The organism is Serratia sp. CY33802 (genome assembly GCF_052169095.1).
Classification (GTDB): Bacteria; Pseudomonadota; Gammaproteobacteria; order Enterobacterales; family Enterobacteriaceae; genus Serratia; species Serratia bockelmannii.
Genome location: NZ_JBJNLL010000001.1, coordinates 278,749 through 301,205, shown reverse-complemented (window position 1 = coordinate 301,205; position 22,457 = coordinate 278,749). Strand labels below are relative to the sequence as shown.

At 62.2% G+C, this 22,457-nt stretch carries 19 protein-coding genes; 10 read left to right on the top strand and 9 right to left on the bottom strand.

Annotated features, from left to right (window positions below; all coding sequences use genetic code 11):
• Nucleotides 1-339 precede the first annotated feature (339 nt).
• Nucleotides 340-1,440, top strand: a complete 1,101-nt coding sequence (locus ACJ8HA_RS01465; RefSeq protein ID WP_049294860.1) for a GGDEF domain-containing protein — start codon at nt 340-342, stop codon at nt 1,438-1,440.
• Nucleotides 1,441-1,485: 45 nt separating this feature from the next.
• Here the strand turns inward: ACJ8HA_RS01465 and ACJ8HA_RS01460 are convergent, their stop codons facing one another.
• The 3 genes from ACJ8HA_RS01460 to ACJ8HA_RS01450 all read right to left on the bottom strand — a co-directional run bounded on the left by ACJ8HA_RS01460 (nt 1,486) and on the right by ACJ8HA_RS01450 (nt 4,344).
• Entirely contained in the window at nt 1,486-2,964 is a 1,479-nt protein-coding gene (locus tag ACJ8HA_RS01460; RefSeq protein ID WP_025303535.1) for an amino acid permease, read from the bottom strand.
• Nucleotides 2,965-3,182: 218 nt separating this feature from the next.
• Entirely contained in the window at nt 3,183-4,049 is an 867-nt protein-coding gene (yieE, locus tag ACJ8HA_RS01455) for a DNA-binding transcriptional regulator YeiE (RefSeq protein WP_025303536.1), read from the bottom strand.
• Nucleotides 4,050-4,146: 97 nt separating this feature from the next.
• Complete coding sequence (locus tag ACJ8HA_RS01450) at nt 4,147-4,344, bottom strand: hypothetical protein (protein WP_043136401.1); 198 nt, start codon at nt 4,342-4,344, stop codon at nt 4,147-4,149.
• A 192-nt stretch (nt 4,345-4,536) separates the two neighbouring features.
• Between ACJ8HA_RS01450 and ACJ8HA_RS01445 the strand changes: the two genes are divergently transcribed.
• The gene (locus ACJ8HA_RS01445) at nt 4,537-5,610 is read left to right on the top strand and encodes a YeiH family putative sulfate export transporter (RefSeq protein ID WP_049205269.1); all 1,074 of its coding nucleotides are present in this window, start codon (nt 4,537-4,539) and stop codon (nt 5,608-5,610) included.
• 98 nt (nt 5,611-5,708) lie between these two features.
• Nucleotides 5,709-6,548 (top strand): deoxyribonuclease IV, encoded by an 840-nt coding sequence (nfo, locus tag ACJ8HA_RS01440; RefSeq protein ID WP_049205268.1) that lies wholly within the window; start codon nt 5,709-5,711, stop codon nt 6,546-6,548.
• An 18-nt stretch (nt 6,549-6,566) separates the two neighbouring features.
• On the opposite strand, the gene ACJ8HA_RS01435 is transcribed toward nfo, so the two are convergent.
• The 4 genes from ACJ8HA_RS01435 to fruB all read right to left on the bottom strand — a co-directional run bounded on the left by ACJ8HA_RS01435 (nt 6,567) and on the right by fruB (nt 11,089).
• The gene (locus tag ACJ8HA_RS01435) at nt 6,567-7,160 is read right to left on the bottom strand and encodes a DJ-1/PfpI family protein (protein ID WP_213928349.1); all 594 of its coding nucleotides are present in this window, start codon (nt 7,158-7,160) and stop codon (nt 6,567-6,569) included.
• Between the two features lie 160 nt (nt 7,161-7,320).
• Nucleotides 7,321-9,006: a PTS fructose transporter subunit IIBC gene (gene fruA / locus ACJ8HA_RS01430; RefSeq protein ID WP_049205266.1), complete on the bottom strand. Its 1,686-nt coding sequence runs from the start codon at nt 9,004-9,006 to the stop codon at nt 7,321-7,323.
• 11 nt (nt 9,007-9,017) lie between these two features.
• On the bottom strand, nt 9,018-9,959 hold the full coding sequence (gene fruK / locus ACJ8HA_RS01425; protein WP_043136417.1) for a 1-phosphofructokinase: 942 nt from the start codon (nt 9,957-9,959) through the stop codon (nt 9,018-9,020).
• Nucleotides 9,956-11,089 (bottom strand): fused PTS fructose transporter subunit IIA/HPr protein, encoded by a 1,134-nt coding sequence (gene fruB, locus ACJ8HA_RS01420; RefSeq protein ID WP_025303543.1) that lies wholly within the window; start codon nt 11,087-11,089, stop codon nt 9,956-9,958. The genes fruK and fruB overlap by 4 nt, the downstream gene beginning before the upstream one ends.
• Nucleotides 11,090-11,336: 247 nt before the next feature.
• Here fruB and ACJ8HA_RS01415 point away from each other — a divergent pair, with 247 nt between their 5' ends.
• The 4 genes from ACJ8HA_RS01415 to ACJ8HA_RS01400 all read left to right on the top strand — a co-directional run bounded on the left by ACJ8HA_RS01415 (nt 11,337) and on the right by ACJ8HA_RS01400 (nt 16,952).
• On the top strand, nt 11,337-11,759 hold the full coding sequence (locus ACJ8HA_RS01415; protein ID WP_043136420.1) for a nucleotide triphosphate diphosphatase NUDT15: 423 nt from the start codon (nt 11,337-11,339) through the stop codon (nt 11,757-11,759).
• Nucleotides 11,760-11,974: 215 nt separating this feature from the next.
• The gene (locus tag ACJ8HA_RS01410; RefSeq protein ID WP_043136424.1) at nt 11,975-13,135 is read left to right on the top strand and encodes a NapC/NirT family cytochrome c; all 1,161 of its coding nucleotides are present in this window, start codon (nt 11,975-11,977) and stop codon (nt 13,133-13,135) included.
• 12 nt (nt 13,136-13,147) lie between these two features.
• Nucleotides 13,148-15,622: a trimethylamine-N-oxide reductase TorA gene (gene torA / locus ACJ8HA_RS01405; protein ID WP_025303546.1), complete on the top strand. Its 2,475-nt coding sequence runs from the start codon at nt 13,148-13,150 to the stop codon at nt 15,620-15,622.
• A 154-nt stretch (nt 15,623-15,776) separates the two neighbouring features.
• Nucleotides 15,777-16,952 (top strand): sugar efflux transporter, encoded by a 1,176-nt coding sequence (locus ACJ8HA_RS01400; protein WP_043136428.1) that lies wholly within the window; start codon nt 15,777-15,779, stop codon nt 16,950-16,952.
• Here ACJ8HA_RS01400 and ACJ8HA_RS01395 read toward each other — a convergent pair.
• A complete protein-coding gene (locus tag ACJ8HA_RS01395) occupies nt 16,949-17,203 on the bottom strand; it encodes a YkgJ family cysteine cluster protein (RefSeq protein ID WP_019453627.1) in 255 nt (84 codons plus the stop codon). The genes ACJ8HA_RS01400 and ACJ8HA_RS01395 overlap by 4 nt on opposite strands.
• Nucleotides 17,204-17,474: 271 nt before the next feature.
• Between ACJ8HA_RS01395 and mtr the strand changes: the two genes are divergently transcribed.
• Nucleotides 17,475-18,719 (top strand): tryptophan permease, encoded by a 1,245-nt coding sequence (gene mtr, locus ACJ8HA_RS01390; protein ID WP_049208510.1) that lies wholly within the window; start codon nt 17,475-17,477, stop codon nt 18,717-18,719.
• Between the two features lie 126 nt (nt 18,720-18,845).
• Nucleotides 18,846-19,418, top strand: coding sequence for an elongation factor P-like protein YeiP (gene yeiP / locus ACJ8HA_RS01385; RefSeq protein ID WP_004935725.1), 573 nt, complete (start codon nt 18,846-18,848; stop codon nt 19,416-19,418).
• 42 nt (nt 19,419-19,460) lie between these two features.
• Here yeiP and uxuA read toward each other — a convergent pair whose 3' ends face one another.
• Complete coding sequence (gene uxuA, locus ACJ8HA_RS01380; RefSeq protein ID WP_049205260.1) at nt 19,461-20,651, bottom strand: mannonate dehydratase; 1,191 nt, start codon at nt 20,649-20,651, stop codon at nt 19,461-19,463.
• Between the two features lie 293 nt (nt 20,652-20,944).
• Between uxuA and ACJ8HA_RS01375 the strand changes: the two genes are divergently transcribed.
• A complete protein-coding gene (locus tag ACJ8HA_RS01375) occupies nt 20,945-22,417 on the top strand; it encodes a mannitol dehydrogenase family protein (RefSeq protein ID WP_213928345.1) in 1,473 nt (490 codons plus the stop codon).
• The last annotated feature ends 40 nt before the right edge of the window (nt 22,418-22,457 follow it).

The window sequence follows — 22,457 nt, the reverse complement described above, 5'->3', positions numbered from 1 at the left end:
CATGACAGCGGCGCGAAGGCGTCCGCCGTGAACCGGAAAGTGTGCGGCAGCAGCCTGCGCGCAGCCGTCCACAATAAAGCAAACGATAATACTTATCAATCATATCAATCGGTGAAAACAGCGTTATCGAAATGTAACAATTTGTTTTTACACGCCATTTTTCAAACCACCACGCTTACCCCCGCCAGCGGCCAGTAGGTTCATTATTCTGAAAGTGATCCCTGATCCGACCAGACTCTGACAAATAACGGCAAAACCACATAGAATCCAAAGCCACAGCACCGCGCGTGCAAAAAACCTTCAGGCCGCCGCAAGAGCGGCCTTATTGACGAGGCTGTAATGAGAAGTCCATCTCCGGCGACAACGCCCAAACGCCCGGCGCTGCTGAACTGGCTGTTATACAGCCCGCTGCAGGCCGATGACGAGCCGTTTCAACGCCAGCTGCGTCTCACGCTGACGCCCTCTCCTCTCACTCCCTGGCTGAATGCCGCAGGGCCGGTCGCGCTGTTGGTGGGGTACGCCTGGCTGAACCGACCGCTGGTCGGTATCGGCCTGCTGCTGCTGTTGCTGCTGTTGACCGCCGGGCGAGCCTGGCTGGCGCGCCGGCGTCAACCCGCCTGGCCGGACGCCATGCTGGTGACGGTGTTGCTGTGGACGCTGCTGGTCGGCGCCAGCGCCGCGCTGGCGATGCTGTCGGGCCGCTTCGTTTTAATACTTTTCGCCGGCCTCACCATCACCGCTCTGGCCTGCTGGCTGATGCAGCGCCACGCCGCCGCGCCACGCTTCGCGCTGCTTGAGGTGATCGCGCTGACGCTGCCTTACCTGCTGGCGGCACCGCTGTCGCGCGTGCAAAATCTGTTTGTCCTGGCGGACCTCGCGCCGCTGTGGCTGGTGCTGGCCCATGGCATGATCGCACGCTACCACCGCCAACTGGTGCAGCACGTCACGCTGGCCTGGGAGAAGCAGCAGGCGTCGCACCGCGATCGCCTGACCGGCTTCCTCAACCGCGCGGGCGGCGAGGTGGTGATGCGTAGCATCTGCCGCCCCGCAGCGGCACAGACGATCTCCCACCTGTTCATTCTTGAGTTCGGTCCGCTGGCGGCGCTCTACCAAAGCCACGGCGTCCAGATCGGCGACGACGTACTGCGCACCGTCGGCGAGCGTCTCAAGACGCTGATCCGCCCGAGCGACTACGTCTGCCGCTATACCGGCGGCCTGTTTTTGATTCTGGTGCACGATCTGCCCTACGGCGCGGAAAGCGAATTCCTGGCGCGCATCGTGCCGCCGCTGGAGGCACCTTACGATTTTGGCGCGTTCGGCGAGGTGAACATGCAACTCAACGCTGGCATTGTGGCGCTGACGCAGCATTATGCGACGGTGGAAGATTTGATGAGTTCGGCGCAGCAGGCGCTGGCGGAAGCCAAAGGCGGGAAAAAGTAAAGCCAAACGCGGCGGGAACCCCCGCCGCGTATCACTCACCGAAAATTACTTCACGTCCATCTTCGGGAATTCCATTTCGCTGTACTTCACGACACGGGTGCCTTGCGACAGCTTGTAACCGAACCAGATCAGCAGGAACAGCGGAATGCCGATGTAGGTCGCGGTCACGCCGTACCAGTCGATCTTATCTTGCAGGAAGGCCTGGTAGTTCTGCCCCAGGGTAATGATCAGGCACAGCACGAAGGCGAAGATCGGCCCCAGTGGGAAGAACCCGGAACGGTACGGCAAATCGTTCAGATCGCGCCCCTGCAGCATGTAACCGCGACGGAAACGGTAGTGGCTGATGGCGATGCCCAACCAGGCGATGAAACCGGTCATGCCCGAGGTATTGAGCAGCCACAGGTAAACCGACTGGTTGCCGAACATTGACGTCAGGAAGCACAGGCCAGCCACCACGCAGGTCGCATACAGCGCGTTACGCGGCACGCCGCCTTTCGACAGCTTGGCGAAAATGCGCGGCGCCTTGCCTTCCGATGCCAGGGTGTACAGCATACGGGTCGATGCGTACATGCCCGAGTTACCGGCCGACAGCACCGCCGTCAGGATCACCGCGTTCATCACCGCCGCCGCCGACAACAGGCCGGCATGCTGGAACACCAGGGTGAACGGGCTGACGCTGATGTCTTTCACGTCGTTGCGCAGCAGGCTCGGATCGGTGTACGGAATGATCAGGCTGATGATCAGAATGGCGAAGATATAGAACAGCAGGATACGCCAGAACACCTGACGCACTGCGCGTGGGATGTTTTTACCCGGATTCTCCGATTCGCCGGCCGCGATACCGATGAGCTCGGTGCCCTGGAACGAGAAGCCGACGATCATGGCCACGCCGATCATCGCCGAGAACCCGCCGGCAAACGGCGCGTCTCCTACCGTCCAGTTCTGCCAGCCAGCATGCTCGCCGCCCTTCAGAATGCCGACGATCATCAGCACACCGACAGCGATGAAGATAATCACCGTGCTGACCTTGATTAACGCGAACCAGTATTCCGCCTCGCCGAACCCTTTCACCGAAATGTAGTTCAGCAGGAACATCAGACCGAGGAACAAGGCGCTCCAGATCCAACCTGGGGTGTCCGGGAACCAGTAGTTCATTACCAACTGCGAGGCCACCAGGTCAACGGCGATGGTCACCGCCCAGTTGTACCAGTAGTTCCAGCCCAGCGCGAAGCCGAAGCCTTCTTCCACGTATTTGGCGCCGTAAGTGGAGAATGAACCTGAGACCGGCATAAAGGCCGCCAGTTCGCCCAGGCTGGTCATCAGGAAGTACACCATCAAACCGATCAGAGCGTAAGACAGCAGCGCCCCGCCGGGGCCTGCCTGAGAAACCGTGGCCCCCGAGGCCACAAACAGGCCGGTGCCGATGGAGCCGCCGATGGCGATCATGGTCAAATGCCGGGCTTTCAGCTCGCGGCGCAATCCGGGTGCTTGCTGCCCCGATGTTTTTATATCCTGCTGAGCCATTCGTACCCTATCTGCTCTTTGAAAAAATGAGGGCGGATTGTAACAAATACCCGCCGGTGAACTAGCAACATTGCACTGATATAAGATAGCTTCATAATTCAGAGGCAATTATTAGCCGCGGCCCTTATGGCCTTACTTACTCTCATTAATGTGAGCGCGCGCAGGTTTTTATGCTTTCTTCGGCCTGCGCAGCAGCAGAGGACGTGACGCGCTGTCGATTACAGCGCGCAATAGCTGAGAAAACGCTGCAAGGCGTTGGAAATGTGCTTTTGCCGATGGCGGATCAGGTACAGGGTGCGCCGCAGCGGCGGCAGCGGCACCGGCAGTTCTACCAGTGCGCCGCTGGCCAGCTGTTCTGCCACCACACGCCGCGACAGGCAGCTGATGCCGATACCGTGCCGCACCGCGTGCTTGATCGCCTCCGAGTTGCCGAGTTCCATCACCAGCTGGAAGTGCGGCAGGTGCGCCAACAGCAGATGATCCAGCACCTCGCGGGTGCCCGAACCACGCTCGCGCAGGATCCAAGGCGCATTGGCCAGCGCCTCCAGCGTCGGCGGTTGGTGGGTCAAGGGATTGTCCGGCGCGGCAAACACCACCAGCTCGTCCTCCAGCCACGGCTGCGTCACCAGCTCCGGCATATGGCAAGGCCCTTCGATCAGCCCCAAATCGACGCGAAAATCCGCCACCGCTACGATCACGTCCTGGCTGTTGCCAACGTTCAGCTCCAGCGGCGTGGCCGGAAAATCCCGACGGTAACGGGCGATCATCTCCGGCAGCATGTAGTTGCCGATGGTGCTGCTGGCGGCGATGCGCAGCGCCCCGCCGTCATGGCGGAACAGCTGCTCTATCTCCCCCGCCTGTTCCAACAGCGCCAGCGCCTTGGGATACAGCAACCGGCCGTGCTCGTTGATCACCAGCCGTTTGCCGACGCGATCGAACAGCTGCACGCCCAGCTGCCCCTCCAGATCCGCCAGCGCCGCGCTGACCGCCGACTGCGACAGCGCCAGCACCACCGAGGCCTGAGTGGTCGAACCGCTTTTCAGCACTTCGGTGAAAACTTCCAGTTGACGCAACGTGATATGCATAGCCGTCCCGGTATTGAAAGAAGGTTCTGCCAGAGAACCCAACATGGTGATGTGGGCAGCCCGGCCAGGCTACCCTGTTTGCGGCCAGATCGGCGCGCTATTTGCCTAACGCGACCAGCTGCGCCGCCGCGGCCAGCACCGGCTCGCGCGGCGTGCCGGCTTCGTCCCGCAGTATCAATTGCAGCATCGCCACCAGGTGATCGCGGTCGATCGCCTTGTTTTCTTCAATCAACCGCCGCACCGCGCGCCCCACTTCCTGATCTACCTGCTCTCTGCGTTGATCGTCGGTATCCATCGCCTGCTCCTGTTAGTTGGAAAGTTGACGGCGGCTCGCCGCTCCTCCACACCCTAGCCGCAATGCGGCGTTATGCCAATGCCTGATCCCATACCACTTATTCAGATAGGTTATAAATATATAATCAATTTCTCTTTTATTCAGCCCAAACGTACTCTTAGCAGCAAGAAACAGACTGAAGGACTGACTTTTATGGCGACTGATACCACTCACACCTATCCCGAGCGACGCTTTCCGCTGTTTGGCCTGCCACGGCTAGTGCCGGGGCTGGCGCTGACCGGCGCGCTCACCGCGTTGGCCGTCTGGGCCGGCGATATTCCCTGGGTGGCGGAGCTGGGGCTGGGGGCGCTGACGCTGGCGATCCTGCTCGGCATTCTGGTGGGCAACACGCTGTACCCCCACTGGCAAACCGTTTGTCACAGCGGCGTACAGCTGGCCAAACAGCGGCTGCTGCGTCTGGGGATTATCCTTTACGGCTTCCGGCTGACCTTTCAGCAGATCGCCGACGTCGGCGCCAGCGGCATCATCATCGACGCACTGACCCTGATCACCACTTTCCTGCTGGCCTGCTGGCTCGGCAAGAAAGTGTTCGGCATCGACAGCCAGACCGCGATACTGATCGGCGCCGGCAGCAGCATTTGCGGCGCGGCGGCGGTGATGGCCACCGAGCCGGTGCTCAAGGCCGATTCCAGCAAAGTGGCGGTAGCGGTCTCGACCGTGGTGGTATTCGGCACCCTGGCTATCTTCGTTTACCCCTGGCTGTATCAGTTGAATGAACACTTCCAGTGGCTGCCGTTCAGCCAGGAAACCTTCGGCATTTACGCCGGCTCCACCATCCACGAAGTGGCTCAGGTGGTCGCCGCCGGACACGCCATCGGGCCGGACGCCGAAAATGCGGCGGTGATCGCCAAGATGATCCGCGTGATGATGCTGGCGCCGTTCCTGCTGCTGCTGTCGGGCTACATCAGCCGCGGCAGCGCAGGCAAGGCGGAAAAATCCGCCATCACCATTCCGTGGTTCGCCGTGCTGTTTATCGCCGTCGCCGGGCTGAACTCCTTCAACCTGCTGCCGGCCACGCTGGTGCGCCATCTGATCACCGCCGACACCTGGATGCTGGCGATGGCGATGGCGGCGCTGGGGTTGACCACCCACATCAGCGCCGTGCGCCAGGCCGGGATGAAACCGATTCTGCTGGCGACGCTGCTGTTCGTCTGGCTGCTGGTCGGCGGCGGCGCGATAAACCAACTGGTGCAACACCTGCTGTAATCCCCCTCGGCGGCCCGCTTCGGCGGGCCGCCGCTTTTCGCCATTCAATCCGCCTGCCATCAATGCCATAATGTCACCGATAACACAGGAGAATGAAGATGAAGTTTGTCGGTGCACATGTCAGCGCGTCAGGCGGCGTGGATCAGGCGGTTATCCGCGCGCACGAATTGGAGGCGACCGCGTTCGCCCTGTTCACCAAAAATCAGCGTCAATGGAAGGCCGCACCGCTGGCCGCCGACGTGATCGATAAGTTCAAGAGCGCGTGCGCCCAGTACGGCTTCGGGCCGGGGCAGATCCTGCCGCACGACAGCTACCTGATCAACCTGGGCCACCCGGTAGCCGAGGCGTTGGAAAAATCGCGCGAGGCGTTTATCGACGAGCTGCAGCGCTGCGAACAGCTGGGGCTGACGCTGCTGAACTTCCATCCCGGCAGCCACCTGCTGCAAATCGATGAAGACAAGTGCCTGGCGCGCATCGCCGAATCGATCAACATCGCGCTGGATAAAACCGCCGGCGTGACGGCCGTGATCGAAAACACCGCCGGCCAGGGCAGCAACCTGGGCTTCAAATTCGAACACCTGGCGGCGATCATCGACGGCGTGGAAGATAAGAGCCGCGTCGGCGTTTGCATCGACACCTGCCACGCCTTCGCCGCCGGGTACGATCTGCGTACCGAAGAAGACTGCGAGCACACCTTCAAGCAGTTGGGCGACATCGTCGGCTTCAACTACCTGCGCGGCATGCACCTGAACGACGCCAAGAGCGAGTTCAACAGCCGCGTCGACCGCCACCACAGCCTGGGGGAAGGCAACATCGGCAAAACGGTGTTCAGCTACATCATGCGCGATCCGCGCTTCGACAATATTCCGCTGATTCTGGAAACGGTAAACCCGGACATCTGGGCGGAAGAAATCGCCTGGCTGAAGGCGCAGCAGTAACCCTCCCCGGCCGCTCGCCTATGCGCGAGCGGTTTCCCCCACCGTGTGCTCCGCCGCCAGCATGGCGCCGAACTGGCGCAGCGTCTCTGCCTCCAGGCCAGCCGCCCTGAACACTGCGGTGGTAAAGCTGACCGGCGCCGATCCCGGTGCCGTAATGACACAGTCATCCACAACGGCGACGGCGCTCGCAACGTAATGGCGCTGCCCGCTGTAGCCCTCAACGTTGCGCGTCAAGAACTCGGCAGCGTTGGAGGTATGCGCCCTGCCGTTCAACAGACCGGCGCGCGCCAACGCCAACGTTCCGCCGCAAATGCCCGCCAGGGTTGCGCCGCGTTGAAACTGCTCGTTGAGCAACGCGCGGATATCCGGTGCCCGTTCGGTTTCCCACAGGGTGCCGCCGACCACCACCAGCACCTCGGGGCGCCAATCCGCCAGTTCGGCCACGCTTTTTTCAACCTCGACCGTCAGCCCGCCCTGTGAGCGAAGCGTTCCGGCCTGCGGCGCAAAAAACGCCACCTCCAGCCCATAAAACGGGCCGCCAACGCCGGCAATCAGCGCGTATTCCCAATCGGCGAAACCGGGTGTGAGTACGATCGCCACTTTTTTAGCCACGGATGAATCTCCTTGAGTCATTGCTTGTTCGCAGGAACAAAGTCGCGCTATCAGCTTAGAAAGCGTTGTGGTTTCTGACCAGGGGTAAATCGTGCTAACTACCTAAGGCACAAACAAAAACGCGCAGCTCGGGGCTGCGCGTTTTGCGATATCGCGAGGCTTACGCCGCGGCGGTAACCGGTACTTCCGCACGTTTCAGCAGGGCATAAGCTACGCCCGCCAGCAGCGTACCGGCGGCGATCGCCACCAGGTACAGCAACACCGGCGAAATCGCGCCCGGGATCAGCAGCACGAACAGCCCGCCGTGCGGTGCCATCAGTTTGGCGCCGAAGGCCATCGACAGCGCGCCGGTCAGCGCCCCGCCGGCGATGCAGCACGGCAGCACGCGCATCGGGTCGCGGGCAGCGAACGGAATCGCCCCTTCGGTGATGAAGCACAGCCCCAGCACCAACGCCGCCTTGCCGCCTTCCTGTTCGGATTTCGGGAACTTGCGGCGCGCCAGCAGCGTCGCCAGACCCATCGCCAGCGGTGGCACCATGCCCGCCGCCATGATCGCCGCCATCGGCGCATACACCGAAGAGCTGAGCAGCGCCACGCCGAACGCGTAGGCCGCTTTGTTCACCGGGCCGCCCATGTCGGTACACATCATGCCGCCGAGGATTGCCCCCAGCAGTACGGCGTTGGCGGTGCCCAGCGATTGCAGCCAATGGGTCAGACCTTCCATGATTTTCGCCACCGGCGTGCCGACCACGTAAATCATGATGAGGCCGGTGATCAGGCTGGCGACCAGCGGAATGATCAAGATGGGCTTCAGCGCTTCCATACTTTGCGGCAGGCGCAGCTTGCTGCTGATCGCCTTGGCGACATAACCCGCCAGGAAGCCGGCGATGATGCCGCCGAGGAACCCGGCGCCGGTGCTCACCGCCAGCATGCCGCCGATCAGGCCCGGCGTCAGGCCCGGACGATCCGCGATGGAGAAGGCGATAAAACCGGCCAACACCGGCACCATCAGCGCAAAGGCGGAGCCGCCGCCGATCTGCATCAGCGCCGCCGCCAACGTGCCCTTGACTTCAAACGCCTTGATGCCGAACACGAACGACAGCGCGATGCACAGACCGCCGGCCACCACCATCGGCAGCATGTAGGACACGCCGGTCAGCAGGTGGCGATACGGGCCGCTGCCCTCTTTCTTTTTCGCCGCCGGCGCCGCGCTACCGCGCTGCTGCGGCTGGAACACCTCCGCCTCGGCCTGCGCCTTGTCCAGTTCCTGCGCGGTTTTCTTCAGCGCCAGACCGGTGGAAGTACGATACATCGGCTTACCGGCAAACTTGTCCAGATCCACTTCGATGTCCGCCGCGACGATCACCAGATCCGCCGCCGCCACTTCTTCCGGGGTGATGGCGTTGCCGGCGCCGACGGAACCGCGCGTTTCCACCTTCACCCACCAGCCGCGTTTCTTGGCTTCACTTTCAATGGCTTCGGCCGCCATAAAGGTATGCGCCACGCCGGTTGGGCAAGCGGTGATCGCCACGATGCGTTTTTGCCCATTGGCTTTCACCGGTGCCGCCGCCTGCGGCACCTGATAGGTTTCAGCTTCGGCCTTGGCACGCGCCAGAAAAGCGTCCGGTTCCCGCACCGCCTGTTCGACATCGCCCACATACACCAATTTACCGTTCAGCCCGGCGTCAGCAGGGGCAGACTGCCCCGCCACCGCCACCAGTTCGGCGTCCTGCAGTGACTCGACCAGCGTCAGGCCGTTTTTGGCCGCGGCGGCCTCCAGCATGCGTTTCGCCAGGTGGCCACGGGCCTGCCCCAGCGAACTGTCTACCATCAGCAGCGTTTTCATTCTGCCTCCTGCTATTGATTGAAAGGTTTCAGATCGACGCGCGCCATCATCGCGGCCAACTGGGGACGATCGGTCACGCCGACGTTGCTTTGGCTGACCGCCAGCGCCGCTACCGCCGTGGCCAGACGCAGAGTGTGTTCGCTGGATTCGCGCATCAGCAGGCCGTAAATCAGGCCGCCGACCATCGAATCGCCGGCGCCCACGGTGCTGACCACCTCACAGGACGGCGGTTTGGCGATCCAGGCGCCGGAGGCGTTAACCCACAGCGCGCCTTCCGCGCCGAGGGAGATGACCACGTGGGCGATGCCCTGTTCACGCAGCGCATGCGCGGCCTCGACCACGTCCGCCAGCGTCGGCAGCGGGCGACCGGCCCAGATTTCCAGCTCGCGGCGGTTCGGCTTCACCAGCCACGGCGAGGCCTTCAGCCCGGCGACCAGCGCTTCGCGGCTGCTGTCGAAAATGATGCACGGGCACTTGGCGCGCAGCTGGGTCATCCAGTCGGTAAAGGCGTCGGGATCGACACCGGCCGGCAGACTGCCGCTCACCGCCACCATGTCGAACTGGCCCAGCCAGCTCAGCGAGTCGCTGACGAAGCGATCCCAGTCCTGTGATGTCACTTCAAAGCCGGAGAAGTTGAAATCGGTCACCTCGCCGTCTTTTTCCGTCAGCTTGACGTTGATGCGGGTGCGGCCCGGCACCACCTGAAAGCGATTGGCGATCCCCAGATCGCTGAACAGCAGTTGGAAACCGTCCTGATTGTCTTTGCCCAGGAAGCCGCCGACGGTGACGTCGATGCCTAAATCCTTCAACACTTTGGCGACGTTAATGCCCTTACCGGCGGCGTGCAGGCCGGCGGTTTTTACCCGGTTGACTTCCCCGCGCTCGATCTGCGGGCAGAAACCCACCAGATCGTACGCCGGGTTCAGGGTGATTGTTGCTACTCTTCTGCTCATGCTGCGCCCTCGCCCAGTCCTTCATTAATCGCTTCGCCAATCGCCTTCAGCGCGGCTTCAGCATCTTCTCCATTGGCGGTAAAGCGCAGGTGATGCCCTTTCTTCACGCCCAACGCCACCACCTTCATCAGGCTGCGCCCGTTGGCCGGCTTGCCGCTGCCGTCCAGGTTGGTGACGGTGATGTCACTGTTGAAACTTTTGATCACGTTGACCAGCGCCGTGCCCGGCCGCGCGTGCAGGCCATGCTCGTTGCGGATCACGAATTCGGCGCTCAGCACGCTGCTCTCTTCCGCCACGTCGCTGGTCAGCAGCGCCAGCACCCCGGCGGCATCCGCCTTCAGCAAGCGTTCAGCTTTGTTGGCCAGCAGCAGATCGCTGAGGTAGTTGAGCACCGCCAGCGGCTGCGCGTCGGCGACCGACACCGTCAGCAGCAGCGCCACCGGCTCGCCATCTTCCACGAAAGCCTGCGCCGGGCGGCTGACGGTGGCCGCGCTGGCCAGGTTGCCTTCAACGCTGTCGCTCAGCCAAATGCCCTGCCCCAGATTCAGCGGCCTGCGGGTGATGACATCGCTGACGAACTGCGCGTTGACCGCCCCGATTTTTTGCAGACGGCCGGCGTTCAGCGCCTGCAGCGTCATCAGGCTGTCGGCCGCGACGTCGAGCGCAATCAGCGAAACGTCGAACTGGAATTCAGCGCTCTGCTGTTCGCCCATCAACAGGCTGCGCAGCTCTTCCGCGGAGGTGGTTTTCGCCAGCCGCTCCGCCACGCTGTCATCACTCAGCACGTGGGTGAGCTGACGCAGCAGTGCCAAATGCTCGTCGGAACGGGCGGCGATGCCGATCGCCACATAGGCGGTCTGGCCTTCCCCCCACGCGATGCCCTGCGGGAACTGGAACACCTGCACGCCGGTTTTCAACACCAGATCGCGGGTATCGGTGGTGCCGTGCGGAATGGCGATGCCGTTGCCCAGATAGGTGGACGTCTGCAGTTCGCGCTGCAGCATGCCGTCCACGTAACCGGCGCTGACGCAGCCGGCTTCGGTCAGCGCGGCGGCCACCTGACGGATGGCCCCCTGCTTATCGGCGGCAGCGGCGCCCAGATGAATGTCTTGCGGTGACAACTGGAACATGATTCTCCTCTCCTGCTGAATTGAATCGTTTCAGCTTTATTGAGAAAAAGGAGCGTTACCCGCTGCCCACAAGCGGTCGGATAACGCTGAAACGTTTCAAGGAGTGTGTAAGCAGCGCAAGATGAAAGCAAGCTTTCTCCCTTTCGCCATTGCAGATTTTTGAGCTTACGCACACTTTCATCGGCGCATTGGTCAGCGCCGGGGCAAAATGACATACTGTGCTGAAACTTTGCTGACGGAGAAAAGCATGAACGTAGTGACGGGCGTCGGGGTGATCATCGTCAACCCGCAAGGCGAGATTTTGCTGGGCAAACGCTGCGGCTCCCACGCGCCCTTTTGGTCGATCCCCGGCGGGCATCTGGATGCCGGTGAAACCTTCGAGCAGTGCGCCCAGCGCGAAATTGCCGAAGAAACCGGGTTGATCATCGATCCGCCGCGCTTCGTTGGCGTCAGCAACAATCTGCAAACCTGGCACGCCGAAGGCAAACACACCGTGTCTATCTGCCTGCAGGTGGATCACCCCGGCGGCGAAGCGGAGCTGAAAGAACCCGAAAAATGCGCCGAATGGCGTTGGTGCGCGCCAGACTCTCTGCCGGAACCCCATTTCGAAGCCAGCCGCACAGCGATCCGCCTGTGGCTAAGCGGCCAGGCCTATCTGCCCACGGCCTGACCCATCGCGAGCGCGTGCTGCGCCGCCCCACCGCTATATAAATTAGAATATAACGCTATTTTTTGCGATATAAACCATTTTTTTGACTACGGATAACCCCATGGGGTTAACCCTCTTCTATTATTACCCCTGCAATCGACGTGGCATTCTGACCTCCGGTCGGTGGCCTTTTGGCAAGATTTTATTTTAAATTCATAATTATAAGCGGGTTTACCATGAGCAAAAAACTGACTGGCTTTGAAAAAAAGCGCCGGTGGGGATGGTTATGGCTTTTGCTGCTGGGGATTATCCTCGGCGCGGCGCTGTTGGCCGGGACTGCCACCGTATTCCATAAAACCAGCGATACCGCCTTCTGCGTTTCCTGCCACACCATGCAACAACCGCTGGCCGAATATCAGGGCAGCGTCCACTTCCAAAACACCAAGGGCATCCGCGCCGAGTGCGCCGACTGCCACGTCCCCCATCAGCCGATCGATTACCTGTGGACCAAGATCCGCGCGGTAAAAGACATCTACGGCGAGATGGTCGGCACCATCGATACGCCGGAAAAATACGAAGCGCACAAGCTGGCGATGGCGCAGTCGGTCTGGAAGACGCTGAAAGAAAACGATTCGGCCACCTGCCGTTCCTGCCACAGCTACGACGCCATGGACATCACCGCCCAGCGCCCTGAGGCGCGCCTGCAGCACCCGGTGGCGATCAAACAGGGCGAAACCTGCATCGACTGCCATAAAGGCGTGGCCCACATCCTGCCGGACATGAGCGGCGAAACCCAGGCTGGCGCCGCCGAGCTGGCCAAGGCCGCAGCGCTGACCGCACCGGGCGCCACCACCCTCTACACCATCGCCACCGAACCGTTCTTCCTCAGCGCAGACGACAGCCATAATGCCGGCAACCTGATGCCGTCCACCGAAGTGCAGGTGGTGAAACAGGAGGGCGACAAGGTGCTGGCCACCGTGAGCGGCTGGCAGCAAGACGGGGTCAGCGAAGTGTTCTACGCCGCGCAGGGCAAGCGCATCCTCAGCGTGCTGCTGGGTGAAGACGCGCGCAAACAGCTGAAGACCGCGTCCACCCAGACCGATGCGGAAACCGGCCTGGTCTGGCATCAGGTCTCTCTGCAGGTGTGGCTGCCGCGCAAGCAGCTGATCGACGATCAGCAAAAAATCTGGCGCTACGCCGCGGACATGATGTCGGCCAACTGCACCGGCTGTCACGGGCTGACCGCGCTCGATCGCTTCAACGCCAACCAATGGATCGGCGTCATCAAAGGCATGGCACCGCGAACCTCGCTGACGCAGGAACAGCTGCGCGTGCTGACACAATACGTACAAAAACACGCCAGCGACATGCCACCTGCCGCACCGGCCAAGCTTTAAGGGAGAAGCGCAATGAGCAACCAACAACCGTTAACCATGAGCCGCCGCCGCTTTCTGACCGGCGCCGCCGCGCTGACCGCCGCCCCGCTGCTGGCGGGCTTATGGCCCAAAGCGGCACTGGCGCAGGCCATCAGCGAAGCGCTGCCGCAGTTCATCGTCTTGCGTCAGGCGCAAAAAGGCATCCTGACCGGCGCCCACTGGGGCGCGTTTGAGGCCATCGTGCAGGACGGCAAGATGGTCGGCGTGCAGCCGGTGCAGGACGATCCGTATCCCAATGAGCTGATCACCATGGCGCCTTATCAGGTGCACGCCGAGAACCGCATCAAATACCCGATGGTGCGTAAAAGCTGGCTGGAAGGCGGCCCCGGCAGCCGTACCGAGCTGCGCGGCCGCGACGAGTGGGTGCGCGTCAGCTGGGATAAAGCGACCGAGCTGGTGTGCAATGAGATCACCCGCCTGCAGAAAGATCACGGCCCGCAGTCGATCTACGCCGGTTCCTACGGCTGGAAAAGCGTCGGCATGCTGCACAACAGCCGCACGCTGCTGCAGCGCCTGATGAACCTGACCGGCGGCTTCCTCGGCTACGCCGGCGACTACTCCACCGGCGCGGCGCAGGTGATCATGTCGCACGTGGTCGGCTCGATGGAGGTCTACGAACAGCAGACCGCCTGGCCGAACGTGATCGAAAACAGCGAGCTGGTGATCCTGTGGGGCTGCAACCCGATGGTCACGCTGAAAAATAGCTGGAACGTGCCGGATCACGTCGGCCAGACCGGTTTCGAAGCGCTGAAGAAAAAAGGCACCCGGGTGATCAGCATCGATCCGGTGCACAACGACAGCGCCAAGTTCGTCAATGCGCAGTGGATCGCCCCGCGCCCTTACACCGACGGCGCCATGCTGATCGGCATCGCCCACACGCTTCTGACCGAGAAGCTGCATAACCCGGACTTCCTGAAAACCTACACCGTCGGCTTCGACAAGTTCCAGGCCTACCTGCTGGGCGAGAGCGACGGCGTGGCGAAAACCGCCGAATGGGCGGCCGACATCAGCGGCGTCGATGCCGACACGCTGCGCGCGCTGGCGCGCGAGATGGCGAAGAGCCGCACCATGATCATGGGCGGCTGGGGCATTCAGCGCCAGCACCACGGCGAACAGCAGCACTGGCTGCTGGTGACGGTGGCGGCGATGCTCGGCCAAATCGGCCTGCCGGGCGGCGGCTTCGGCTTCAGCTACCACTATTCGTCCGGCGGTAGCCCAACCGCCAAGGGTGGCATCATCGCCGGCATCTCCGCCGGCAATGCGCCGAAAAACTCACCGGCGCCGATCCCGGTGGCGCGCATCGCCGAATGCCTGAGCAACCCGGGCAAAACCATCGACTTCAACGGCGCCAAGGTCACCTACCCCGAGGTGAAAATGGTGTATGTGGCGGGCGGTAACACCTTCCACCAGCATCAGGACACCAATAACCTGGTCAAAGCCTGGCAGCGGCCGGACACCATCGTGGTCAACGAACCTTATTGGACCGCCACCGCCAAGCATGCCGATATCGTGCTGCCGGCCACCACCAGCTACGAGCGCAACGATCTGGAGATGGGGGGTGACTATTCGCAGCTCTATGTGTTCCCGATGCATCAATGCGTGCCGCCGCAGCACGAATCGCGCAGTGACTTCGACATCTTCTCGGCGATGGCGGCCAGGCTGGGCGTGCAGGAGGCCTTTACCGAGGGCAAGGATGAAACCCAGTGGCTGAAAGGCATGTATGACGACATGAAAAACCAGGCGCGCGCCGCGCGGGTGGCGCTGCCGCCGTTCGACATGTTCTGGCAATCCAATAACTACGTGCGTTTCCCGGTGCCCGAGGCCAATAAGCAGTGGGTGCGCTTCGCCGATTATCGTGACAACCCGCTGCTGAACCCGCTGGGCACGCCGTCGGGCAAGATCGAGATCTACTCCGACGCGATCGCCAAAATGCATTATGCGGATTGCCCCGGCATCCCGACCTGGATGCCGCCGCACGAGTGGTATCGCGGGCCGGAAGCGGCCAAGTATCCGCTGTCGCTCAATACCGCGCACCCGACCAACCGGCTGCACTCTCAGCTCGACAACACGCCGCTGCGCGAGAAATACGCGGTAGCGGATCGTGAAGCGATCCTGATCCACCCGCAGGACGCGCAGCCGCGCGGCATCACTGGCGGCGATCTGGTACGGGCGTACAACGATCGCGGCCAGATCCTGGTGGGCGCGGTGGTCAGCGAAGACGTGCGGCCCGGCGTGGTGCGCATCAGCGAAGGCGCCTGGTTCGATCCGGCCGATCCGGCGCAGCCCGGCTCGCTGTGCAAGAACGGTAACGTCAACTGCCTGACCTTCGACATCGGCTCTTCCAGCCTGGCGCAGGGCAACTGCGGGCAGATGGCGCAGCTGCAGATCGAGAAATATCAGGGGCCGGCGCTGAAAAATACCGCGCACGCGGTGCCGCAAGGCGCCTGATTTACCAGCAAGCAAGGGGGCGCAACGCGCCCCTTTTTTCTCGTCGCCGCGCGACATATCCGTTTACCCTTCGCCGCAAAGGAGCGGTTTGCGTTTCATTTCAACGGGCGTATGATGCGCGCGACCTTCCTTTTTCGACGAATTCTCAACCACCATGCCGACTTCATCCGCAGTAACGCGACGCGCGCCCGATCTCACTTCGCTGGCCTTTTTGGCGGTGGCGTTTCTTACCGGCATCGCCGGCGCCCTGCAAACCCCGACGCTGAGCCTGTTTCTGGAAACCGAGGTCAAGGTGCGGCCGGCGCTGGTCGGGCTATTCTTTACCGGCAGCGCGGTGATCGGCATTCTGGTCAGCCAGTTTCTCGCCGGCCGCTCGGATAAAAAAGGCGACCGCAAATCACTGATTTTTCTCTGTTGCATGCTGGGTGCGCTGGGGTTCACGCTGTTCGCCTGGAGCCGCAACTATTACCTGCTGCTGCTCGTCGGCGTACTGCTCACCAGCTTCGGCTCCACCGCTAACCCGCAAATGTTCGCTCTGGCGCGCGAACACGCCGATCGCACCGGCCGCGAGGCGGTCATGTTCACCTCCATCATGCGCGCCCAGGTCTCGCTCGCCTGGGTCATTGGCCCGCCGATCGCCTTCGCGCTGGCGCTGGGCTTCGGCTTCAAGGCCATGTATCTGGCGGGCGCGGCGGCCTTTGTGCTGTGCGGCCTGCTGGTGTGGAAACGGCTGCCTTCCATGCCGAAAACTGCCGCGGCGAGTGCGCCCCTGGCCGCACCGCGCCAGCATCGCCGCGATGCGCTACTGCTGTTTGGCGCCAGCACTTTGATGTGGACCGCCAACAGCATGTACCTGATCAACATGCCGCTGTATATGGTGCACGAACTGCGGCTGCCGGAGCGGCTGGTCGGCGTGCTGATGGGCACCGCCGCCGGGCTGGAAATCCCGATCATGCTGATCGCCGGTCTGGTGGCGAAACGCTGCGGCAAGCGTTGTTTGATGCGCGGCGCCGCCGTCGCCGGCGTATTGTTCTATTGCAGCCTGCTGTTTATCACCGGCAGTTGGCAACTCATCGCCCTGCAGCTGCTGAATGCGGCGTTTATCGGCGTGCTGGCGGGGATCGGCATGCTCTACTTCCAGGATTTGATGCCCGGCCAGGCCGGCACGGCCACCACGCTGTTCACCAACACCATTCGGGTCGGCTGGGTCATTGCCGGCGCCATCGCCGGTGCGGTGGCGGAAATCTGGAACTACCATGCGGTATTTTACGCCGCGCTGGCGATGGCGGCAGGTGCGACGCTGTGTCTGTGGAAGCTGAGGGAAGTTTAGGGCGCGGTGTCCGCTTCCAGCCTGGCGAGGTAGATCAGCGCCTGATCGCGGTGATCGTGGCACATATCGCGGCTCGGCTGCAGGCTGCCGCACACTTTCGGCCGCAGCGGCGAATGAAACAGGCCGCAGCGCAGCTGTTCATCCAGATGAATGCAGCGGGTATTGGCGGGCTTGCCGTTCGGCATGCCGGGGATCGGGCTGGATATTGACGGCGCGATACAGCAGGCGCCGCAGTCGCTGCGACAGTCCATCAGCGCTACTCCTGGTGGGCTGGGGAAAAGAAGCGCGACAATAGCAGCCGCGCGCGGTGGCCGCCAGCAGAATCCCTGCGCCCCTGCGATCTTTACACTCGTCCCGCAACCGTCTTACCCCGGCTGATTCGCCGCCTGGCGAGTAAACGCCCAAAAAGCCGCAATTTAAAGACAAAAACGCGTGAAACGTGCAATCCCCCCGCTTTACATGCGCCATGCACCAATGTACCATTGAGCTAGTACAAAAGAACTTCTTCCATCAGGAGCACGCATGTCTACGGACACCATCCAGAAGCTGGCCCGCCCTTCCGTCCTCGGCGGCGCGATGATCATTGCCGGAACCGCCGTTGGCGCCGGCATGTTTTCCATTCCGATCGTCACTTCCGGTGTCTGGTTCAGCGGCTCCGTCGCGCTGCTGGTGTATACCTGGGCCTGCATGTTGCTTTCCGGCCTGATGATCCTCGAAGCCACGCTGCACTACCCGAGCGGCGCCAGCTTCAACACCATGGTCAAGGATCTGCTGGGCAAAGGCTGGAACGCCGTGAACGGCCTGTCGGTGGCGTTCGTGCTGTACATCCTGACCTACGCCTATATCTCCGCGGGCGGTTCGATCATCGCGCATACGCTGGAGGGCATCGTCGGCGTCGGCCAGACCACCGCCGGCCTGGTCTTCGCACTGGTCGTGGCGTTTATCGTCTGGCTCTCCACCCGCGCGGTCGACCGCCTGAGCACCATTCTGATCGGCGGCATGGTGATCACCTTCGTGATGTCGGTGGGCGACATGTTCACCCACGTGCAGCCCGCGGTGCTGTTCAACACCGACGATGACCAGGCCAGCTATCTGCCTTACGCCCTGGCGGCGCTGCCTTACCTGCTGACCTCGTTCGGCTACCACGGCAACATTCCCGGGCTGGTGAAGTACTACCACAAGGACAGCAGCTCCGTGGTGCGCAGCCTGGTGTACGGCACCCTGCTGGCATTGGCTATCTACATCCTGTGGCAGTATGTGATTCAGGGCAATATCGCGCGCGATGCCTTTAAGCAGGTGATCGCCGAAGGCGGCAATATCGGCAGCCTGCTCAAGCAAATGGGCAACGTCTCCAGCAGCCAGACCGTCAGCCAACTGCTGAACGCCTTCTCCTATATGGCGCTGGCCAGCTCGTTCCTCGGCGTGTCGCTGGGCCTGTTCGACTACCTGGCGGACTTCTGCAAGTTTAAGGACGACGCCGTCGGGCGCAGCAAGACCGCGCTGGTGACCTTTGTGCCGCCGACCCTGGCCGCGCTGCTGTTCCCGAACGGTTTTCTGTACGCCATCGGCTTTGCCGGGCTGGCGGCCACCATCTGGGCGGTGATCGTGCCGGCGCTGATGGCGCGTGCCAGCCGCCGCCGCTATCCGCAGGCGGGTTACCGCGCACCGGGCGGTAACGGCGTGATCCTGTTCGTCATCCTGTTCGGCTTGATCAACGCCGCCGCGCATATTCTGTCGCTTTTCGGCCTGCTGCCGGTCTTCCACTAATCCCCGACGGGAGGGCGGCCGCCCTCCCTTTCCCGCACTGTTTTTGCGCCGGGCTATTGCCTGAAATCGGTGGCGCGAGTACCTTGTCGCAACTTCTCTAATACTCTTCATTGCGGATGAATTGAAATGGCAAGAGCTAACGAAATTAAACGCGGCATGGCGATCAGCTACAACGGCAAGCTGCTGCTGGTAAAAGATATCGACGTGCAGAGCCCGAGCGCCCGCGGCGCCAGCACCCTGTACAAAATGCGCTTCTCCGACGTGCGCACCGGCCTGAAAGTGGAAGAACGCTTCAAGGGCGACGATATCCTGGACACCATTTCCCTGTCGCGCCGCAAGGTGAACTTCTCCTATATCGACGGCGAAGAATACGTGTTTATGGATGACGAAGATTACACGCCGTACATCTTCAAGAAAGACCAGATCGAAGACGAGCTGCTGTTCATTCCGGAAGGCGGCCTGCCGGGCATGCAGGTGCTGACGCTGGATGGCCAGGTGCTGGCGCTGGAGCTGCCGCAGACCGTAGATATGGAAATCGTCGAGACCGCGCCGGGCATCAAAGGCGCCTCCGCCAGCGCCCGCAACAAACCAGCCACCATGGCGACCGGTCTGGTGATCCATGTGCCGGAATACCTCAGCGCCGGCGACAAAATTCGCATTCATATCGCCGAACGCCGCTACATGAGCCGCGCTGACTAGTCGCGCCAGCGGGGCCGAGTCTCGGCCCCGTTTCATTTTCCGCTACGGCAATTCCGGGAAAAAGCGCCGCTTGAGCGCCAGCTCGACGCCGCGCAGCTCCGCCAGCCCTTTCAACCGCCCGATGGCCGAATAGCCCGGATTGGTTTTCTTTTTCAAATCGTCCAGCATCTGATGCCCATGATCGGGGCGCATCGGGATCGGCCGCCGATCGCCGGCCCGTTGCCGACGCAGCTCTTCGGTCAGGATCGCTTCGATCACCGCCACCATGTCCACATCGCCCTGCAGGTGCGCCCCCTCGTGGAAGCTTTTCGGGTTCTCCTCGCGGCAGGTGGCGCGCAGGTGGGTGAAGTGAATGCGATCGCCGAAGGTTTCAATCATCCGCACCAGATCGTTGTCGGCGCGCACGCCGTAGGAACCGGTGCACAGGGTGAAACCGTTATGAATGCTGTCGACGGTCTGCTTCAGCCACTGCATGTCTTCAATCGTGGAGACGATGCGCGGCAGGCCGAGGATCGGCCGAGGCGGATCGTCGGGATGCACCGCCAGCCGGATGCCGGCCTCTTCCGCCACCGGCACGATGGCGCGCAGAAAGACCGCCATGTTTTCGCGCAATTGCGCCTTGTCGATGCCGTCGTATTCCGCCAGGCGGCGGCGGAACTGATCCAGCGTATAGCCTTCTTCCGCTCCCGGCAGGCCGGCGATGATATTGCCGGTCAGCGTGGCTTTCTCCTCCTCGCTCATGGCGGCGAAATAGGCTGCAGCCTGACTGCGCTCTTGCGGCGTATAGTCCGCCTCGGCGCCGACGCGCTGCAGGATATGCAGCTCGAACGCGGCGAAGGCGATCTGATCGAAACGCAGCGCTTTGGCGCCGTCCGGCAGCGAATAGGCCAGATCGGTGCGCGTCCAGTCGAGGATCGGCATGAAGTTATAGCAGACGGTATCGATGCCGCAGGCCGCCAGGTTGCGCAGCGTCTGCTGGTAATGGGCGATATGCCGCTGCCAGTCACCGCTGTGAGTTTTGATTTCCTCATGCACCGGCACGCTCTCCACCACCGACCACACCAGTCCTTTTTCCGCCAGTAACGTCTGGCGCGCGCGGATCTCATCAATCGGCCAGACTTCGCCGTTCGCGATATGATGCAGCGCCGTCACGACTCCGGTCGCCCCGGCCTGACGCACATCATCCAAAGAGACCGGATCGTTCGGGCCATACCAACGCCATGTTTGTTCCATGTTTTGTCCTTATGCCTGTCTCGCATCGCGATGCTATTATACCAGTTTAACGTAGATGTCAGTTACCTTTAAGGTACTCTTTCGCAACGCGCTGTCAAAAGTGAACCGCGCATTGGTTGATCCACTTCACGATTTTGGCTTATTTTGGACTGACCAATTCCTTTAACCTGTCGACAGACCTACACTGGTCGCAGTTTTTTATCGCCGGCGCCACCCTGCCCATACGGCGGCAAACTGGTCCGCTAACTTGATGCAAGTGGCCCGCCAGCTGTCCTACACGCTTTGGAGATGAGATGAAAACGATCGCCAACACCCCGCTACCGGGCACCGTCCGGCAACCGAACTATGATCGCCGTGCCCTGCGCAGCCGTATCGTGCACCTGGGTTTCGGCGCGTTTCACCGCGCACATCAAGCGCTGCTGACGGATCGGGTATTGAACGCCCAGGGCGGCGACTGGGGCATTTGCGAAATCAGCCTGTCTGGCGGCGTGCCGCTGTTTGAGGCGCTGCGGCAGCAGGATCATCTGTACAGCGTGCTGGAGAAAGGCGCGGACGGCCATCAGGCCATTGTGATCGGCGCGGTGCATGAAAGCCTGCACCGCAAGCTGGAGGGCATCGCCGCAGTGCTGGAGAAGCTGGCAGAGCCGCAGGTGGCAATCGTCTCGATGACCATCACCGAAAAAGGCTACTGCATCGAGCCCGGCAACGGGCAACTGGATTGGCAGCATCCGGGGATCGTCGCCGATCTGGCGGCGCCGCATCAGCCGCAGACCGTGCCCGGCATTGTGGTAGAGGCGCTGCGGCTGCGGCGCGAACGCGGCCTGCCCGCCTTTTCCCTGCTCTCCTGCGACAATATTCCGGAGAACGGCCACGTGCTGCGCCGGGCGGTGCTCGATCTGGCGCAGGCGCGGGATCCGTCACTCGCCGATTGGATCGCCGCCGCCGCCACCTTCCCCTGCACCATGGTGGACCGCATCGTGCCGGCCGCCACGCCGACTACGCTGGATGAGATCGCCGCCGCGCTGGGCGGCGTGCGCGACGAATGCGCCATCGCCTGCGAGCCCTTCATTCAATGGGTGGTGGAAGACCACTTCGTCGCCGGACGCCCGGCGTGGGAGCTGGGCAGCGCCCAGTTGGTCAGCGATGTGCTGCCGTTTGAACACATGAAGCTGCGCATGCTGAACGGCAGCCACTCGTTCCTGGCTTATCTCGGCTACCTGGGCGGCTACCGCTATATCAACGAGTGCATGGCGGATGAGCACTACCGTCGCGCCGCCCTGCGATTGATGCTGGACGAACAGGCCCCGACGCTGAGCGTCACCGGCATCAGTCTGGCCGACTACGCCGCACAGCTTATCGCGCGCTTCAGCAATCCGGCGCTGCAACACCTCACCTGGCAGATCGCCATGGACGGTTCGCAGAAGCTACCGCAGCGTCTGCTGGACGCCGTGCGCTGGCATCTGCGGCACGGCGGCGACTATAGCGGGCTGGCGCTGGGCGTGGCGGGCTGGATGCGTTACATCGGCGGCGTCGATGACGCCGGACAGCCGATCGACATTCGCGATCCGCTGGCAGATGTGCTGCAACAGACTGTCGCCGCCACGCCGGACGATCGGCGGCGCGTAACGGCGCTGCTGGCGCTCAAACCGGTGTTCGGCGAAGCGCTGGCGACGCATGGGGGGTTTACCGACGCAGTGACGCAAGCCTATTTGTCACTGCGCGATCGCGGTGCGCGTGAAACGGTGAAGGAGTGGGTGAAGCGGTGAAGTGCCTGCAGGCTGAGAATAACCATGCCGACGTAACGTT

Excerpts from the sequence above, each read along its gene's own strand:
- ACJ8HA_RS01465 (WP_049294860.1), top strand. The coding sequence starts at position 340 with ATGAGAAGTCCATCTCCGGCGACAACGCCCAAACGCCCGGCGCTGCTG.
- ACJ8HA_RS01460 (WP_025303535.1), bottom strand. The coding sequence starts at position 2,964 with ATGGCTCAGCAGGATATAAAAACATCGGGGCAGCAAGCACCCGGATTG.
- yieE (WP_025303536.1), bottom strand. The coding sequence starts at position 4,049 with ATGCATATCACGTTGCGTCAACTGGAAGTTTTCACCGAAGTGCTGAAA.
- ACJ8HA_RS01450 (WP_043136401.1), bottom strand. The coding sequence starts at position 4,344 with ATGGATACCGACGATCAACGCAGAGAGCAGGTAGATCAGGAAGTGGGG.
- ACJ8HA_RS01445 (WP_049205269.1), top strand. The coding sequence starts at position 4,537 with ATGGCGACTGATACCACTCACACCTATCCCGAGCGACGCTTTCCGCTG.
- nfo (WP_049205268.1), top strand. The coding sequence starts at position 5,709 with ATGAAGTTTGTCGGTGCACATGTCAGCGCGTCAGGCGGCGTGGATCAG.
- fruA (WP_049205266.1), bottom strand. The coding sequence starts at position 9,006 with ATGAAAACGCTGCTGATGGTAGACAGTTCGCTGGGGCAGGCCCGTGGC.
- fruK (WP_043136417.1), bottom strand. The coding sequence starts at position 9,959 with ATGAGCAGAAGAGTAGCAACAATCACCCTGAACCCGGCGTACGATCTG.
- fruB (WP_025303543.1), bottom strand. The coding sequence starts at position 11,089 with ATGTTCCAGTTGTCACCGCAAGACATTCATCTGGGCGCCGCTGCCGCC.
- ACJ8HA_RS01415 (WP_043136420.1), top strand. The coding sequence starts at position 11,337 with ATGAACGTAGTGACGGGCGTCGGGGTGATCATCGTCAACCCGCAAGGC.
- ACJ8HA_RS01410 (WP_043136424.1), top strand. The coding sequence starts at position 11,975 with ATGAGCAAAAAACTGACTGGCTTTGAAAAAAAGCGCCGGTGGGGATGG.
- torA (WP_025303546.1), top strand. The coding sequence starts at position 13,148 with ATGAGCAACCAACAACCGTTAACCATGAGCCGCCGCCGCTTTCTGACC.
- ACJ8HA_RS01400 (WP_043136428.1), top strand. The coding sequence starts at position 15,777 with ATGCCGACTTCATCCGCAGTAACGCGACGCGCGCCCGATCTCACTTCG.
- ACJ8HA_RS01395 (WP_019453627.1), bottom strand. The coding sequence starts at position 17,203 with ATGGACTGTCGCAGCGACTGCGGCGCCTGCTGTATCGCGCCGTCAATA.
- mtr (WP_049208510.1), top strand. The coding sequence starts at position 17,475 with ATGTCTACGGACACCATCCAGAAGCTGGCCCGCCCTTCCGTCCTCGGC.
- yeiP (WP_004935725.1), top strand. The coding sequence starts at position 18,846 with ATGGCAAGAGCTAACGAAATTAAACGCGGCATGGCGATCAGCTACAAC.
- uxuA (WP_049205260.1), bottom strand. The coding sequence starts at position 20,651 with ATGGAACAAACATGGCGTTGGTATGGCCCGAACGATCCGGTCTCTTTG.
- ACJ8HA_RS01375 (WP_213928345.1), top strand. The coding sequence starts at position 20,945 with ATGAAAACGATCGCCAACACCCCGCTACCGGGCACCGTCCGGCAACCG.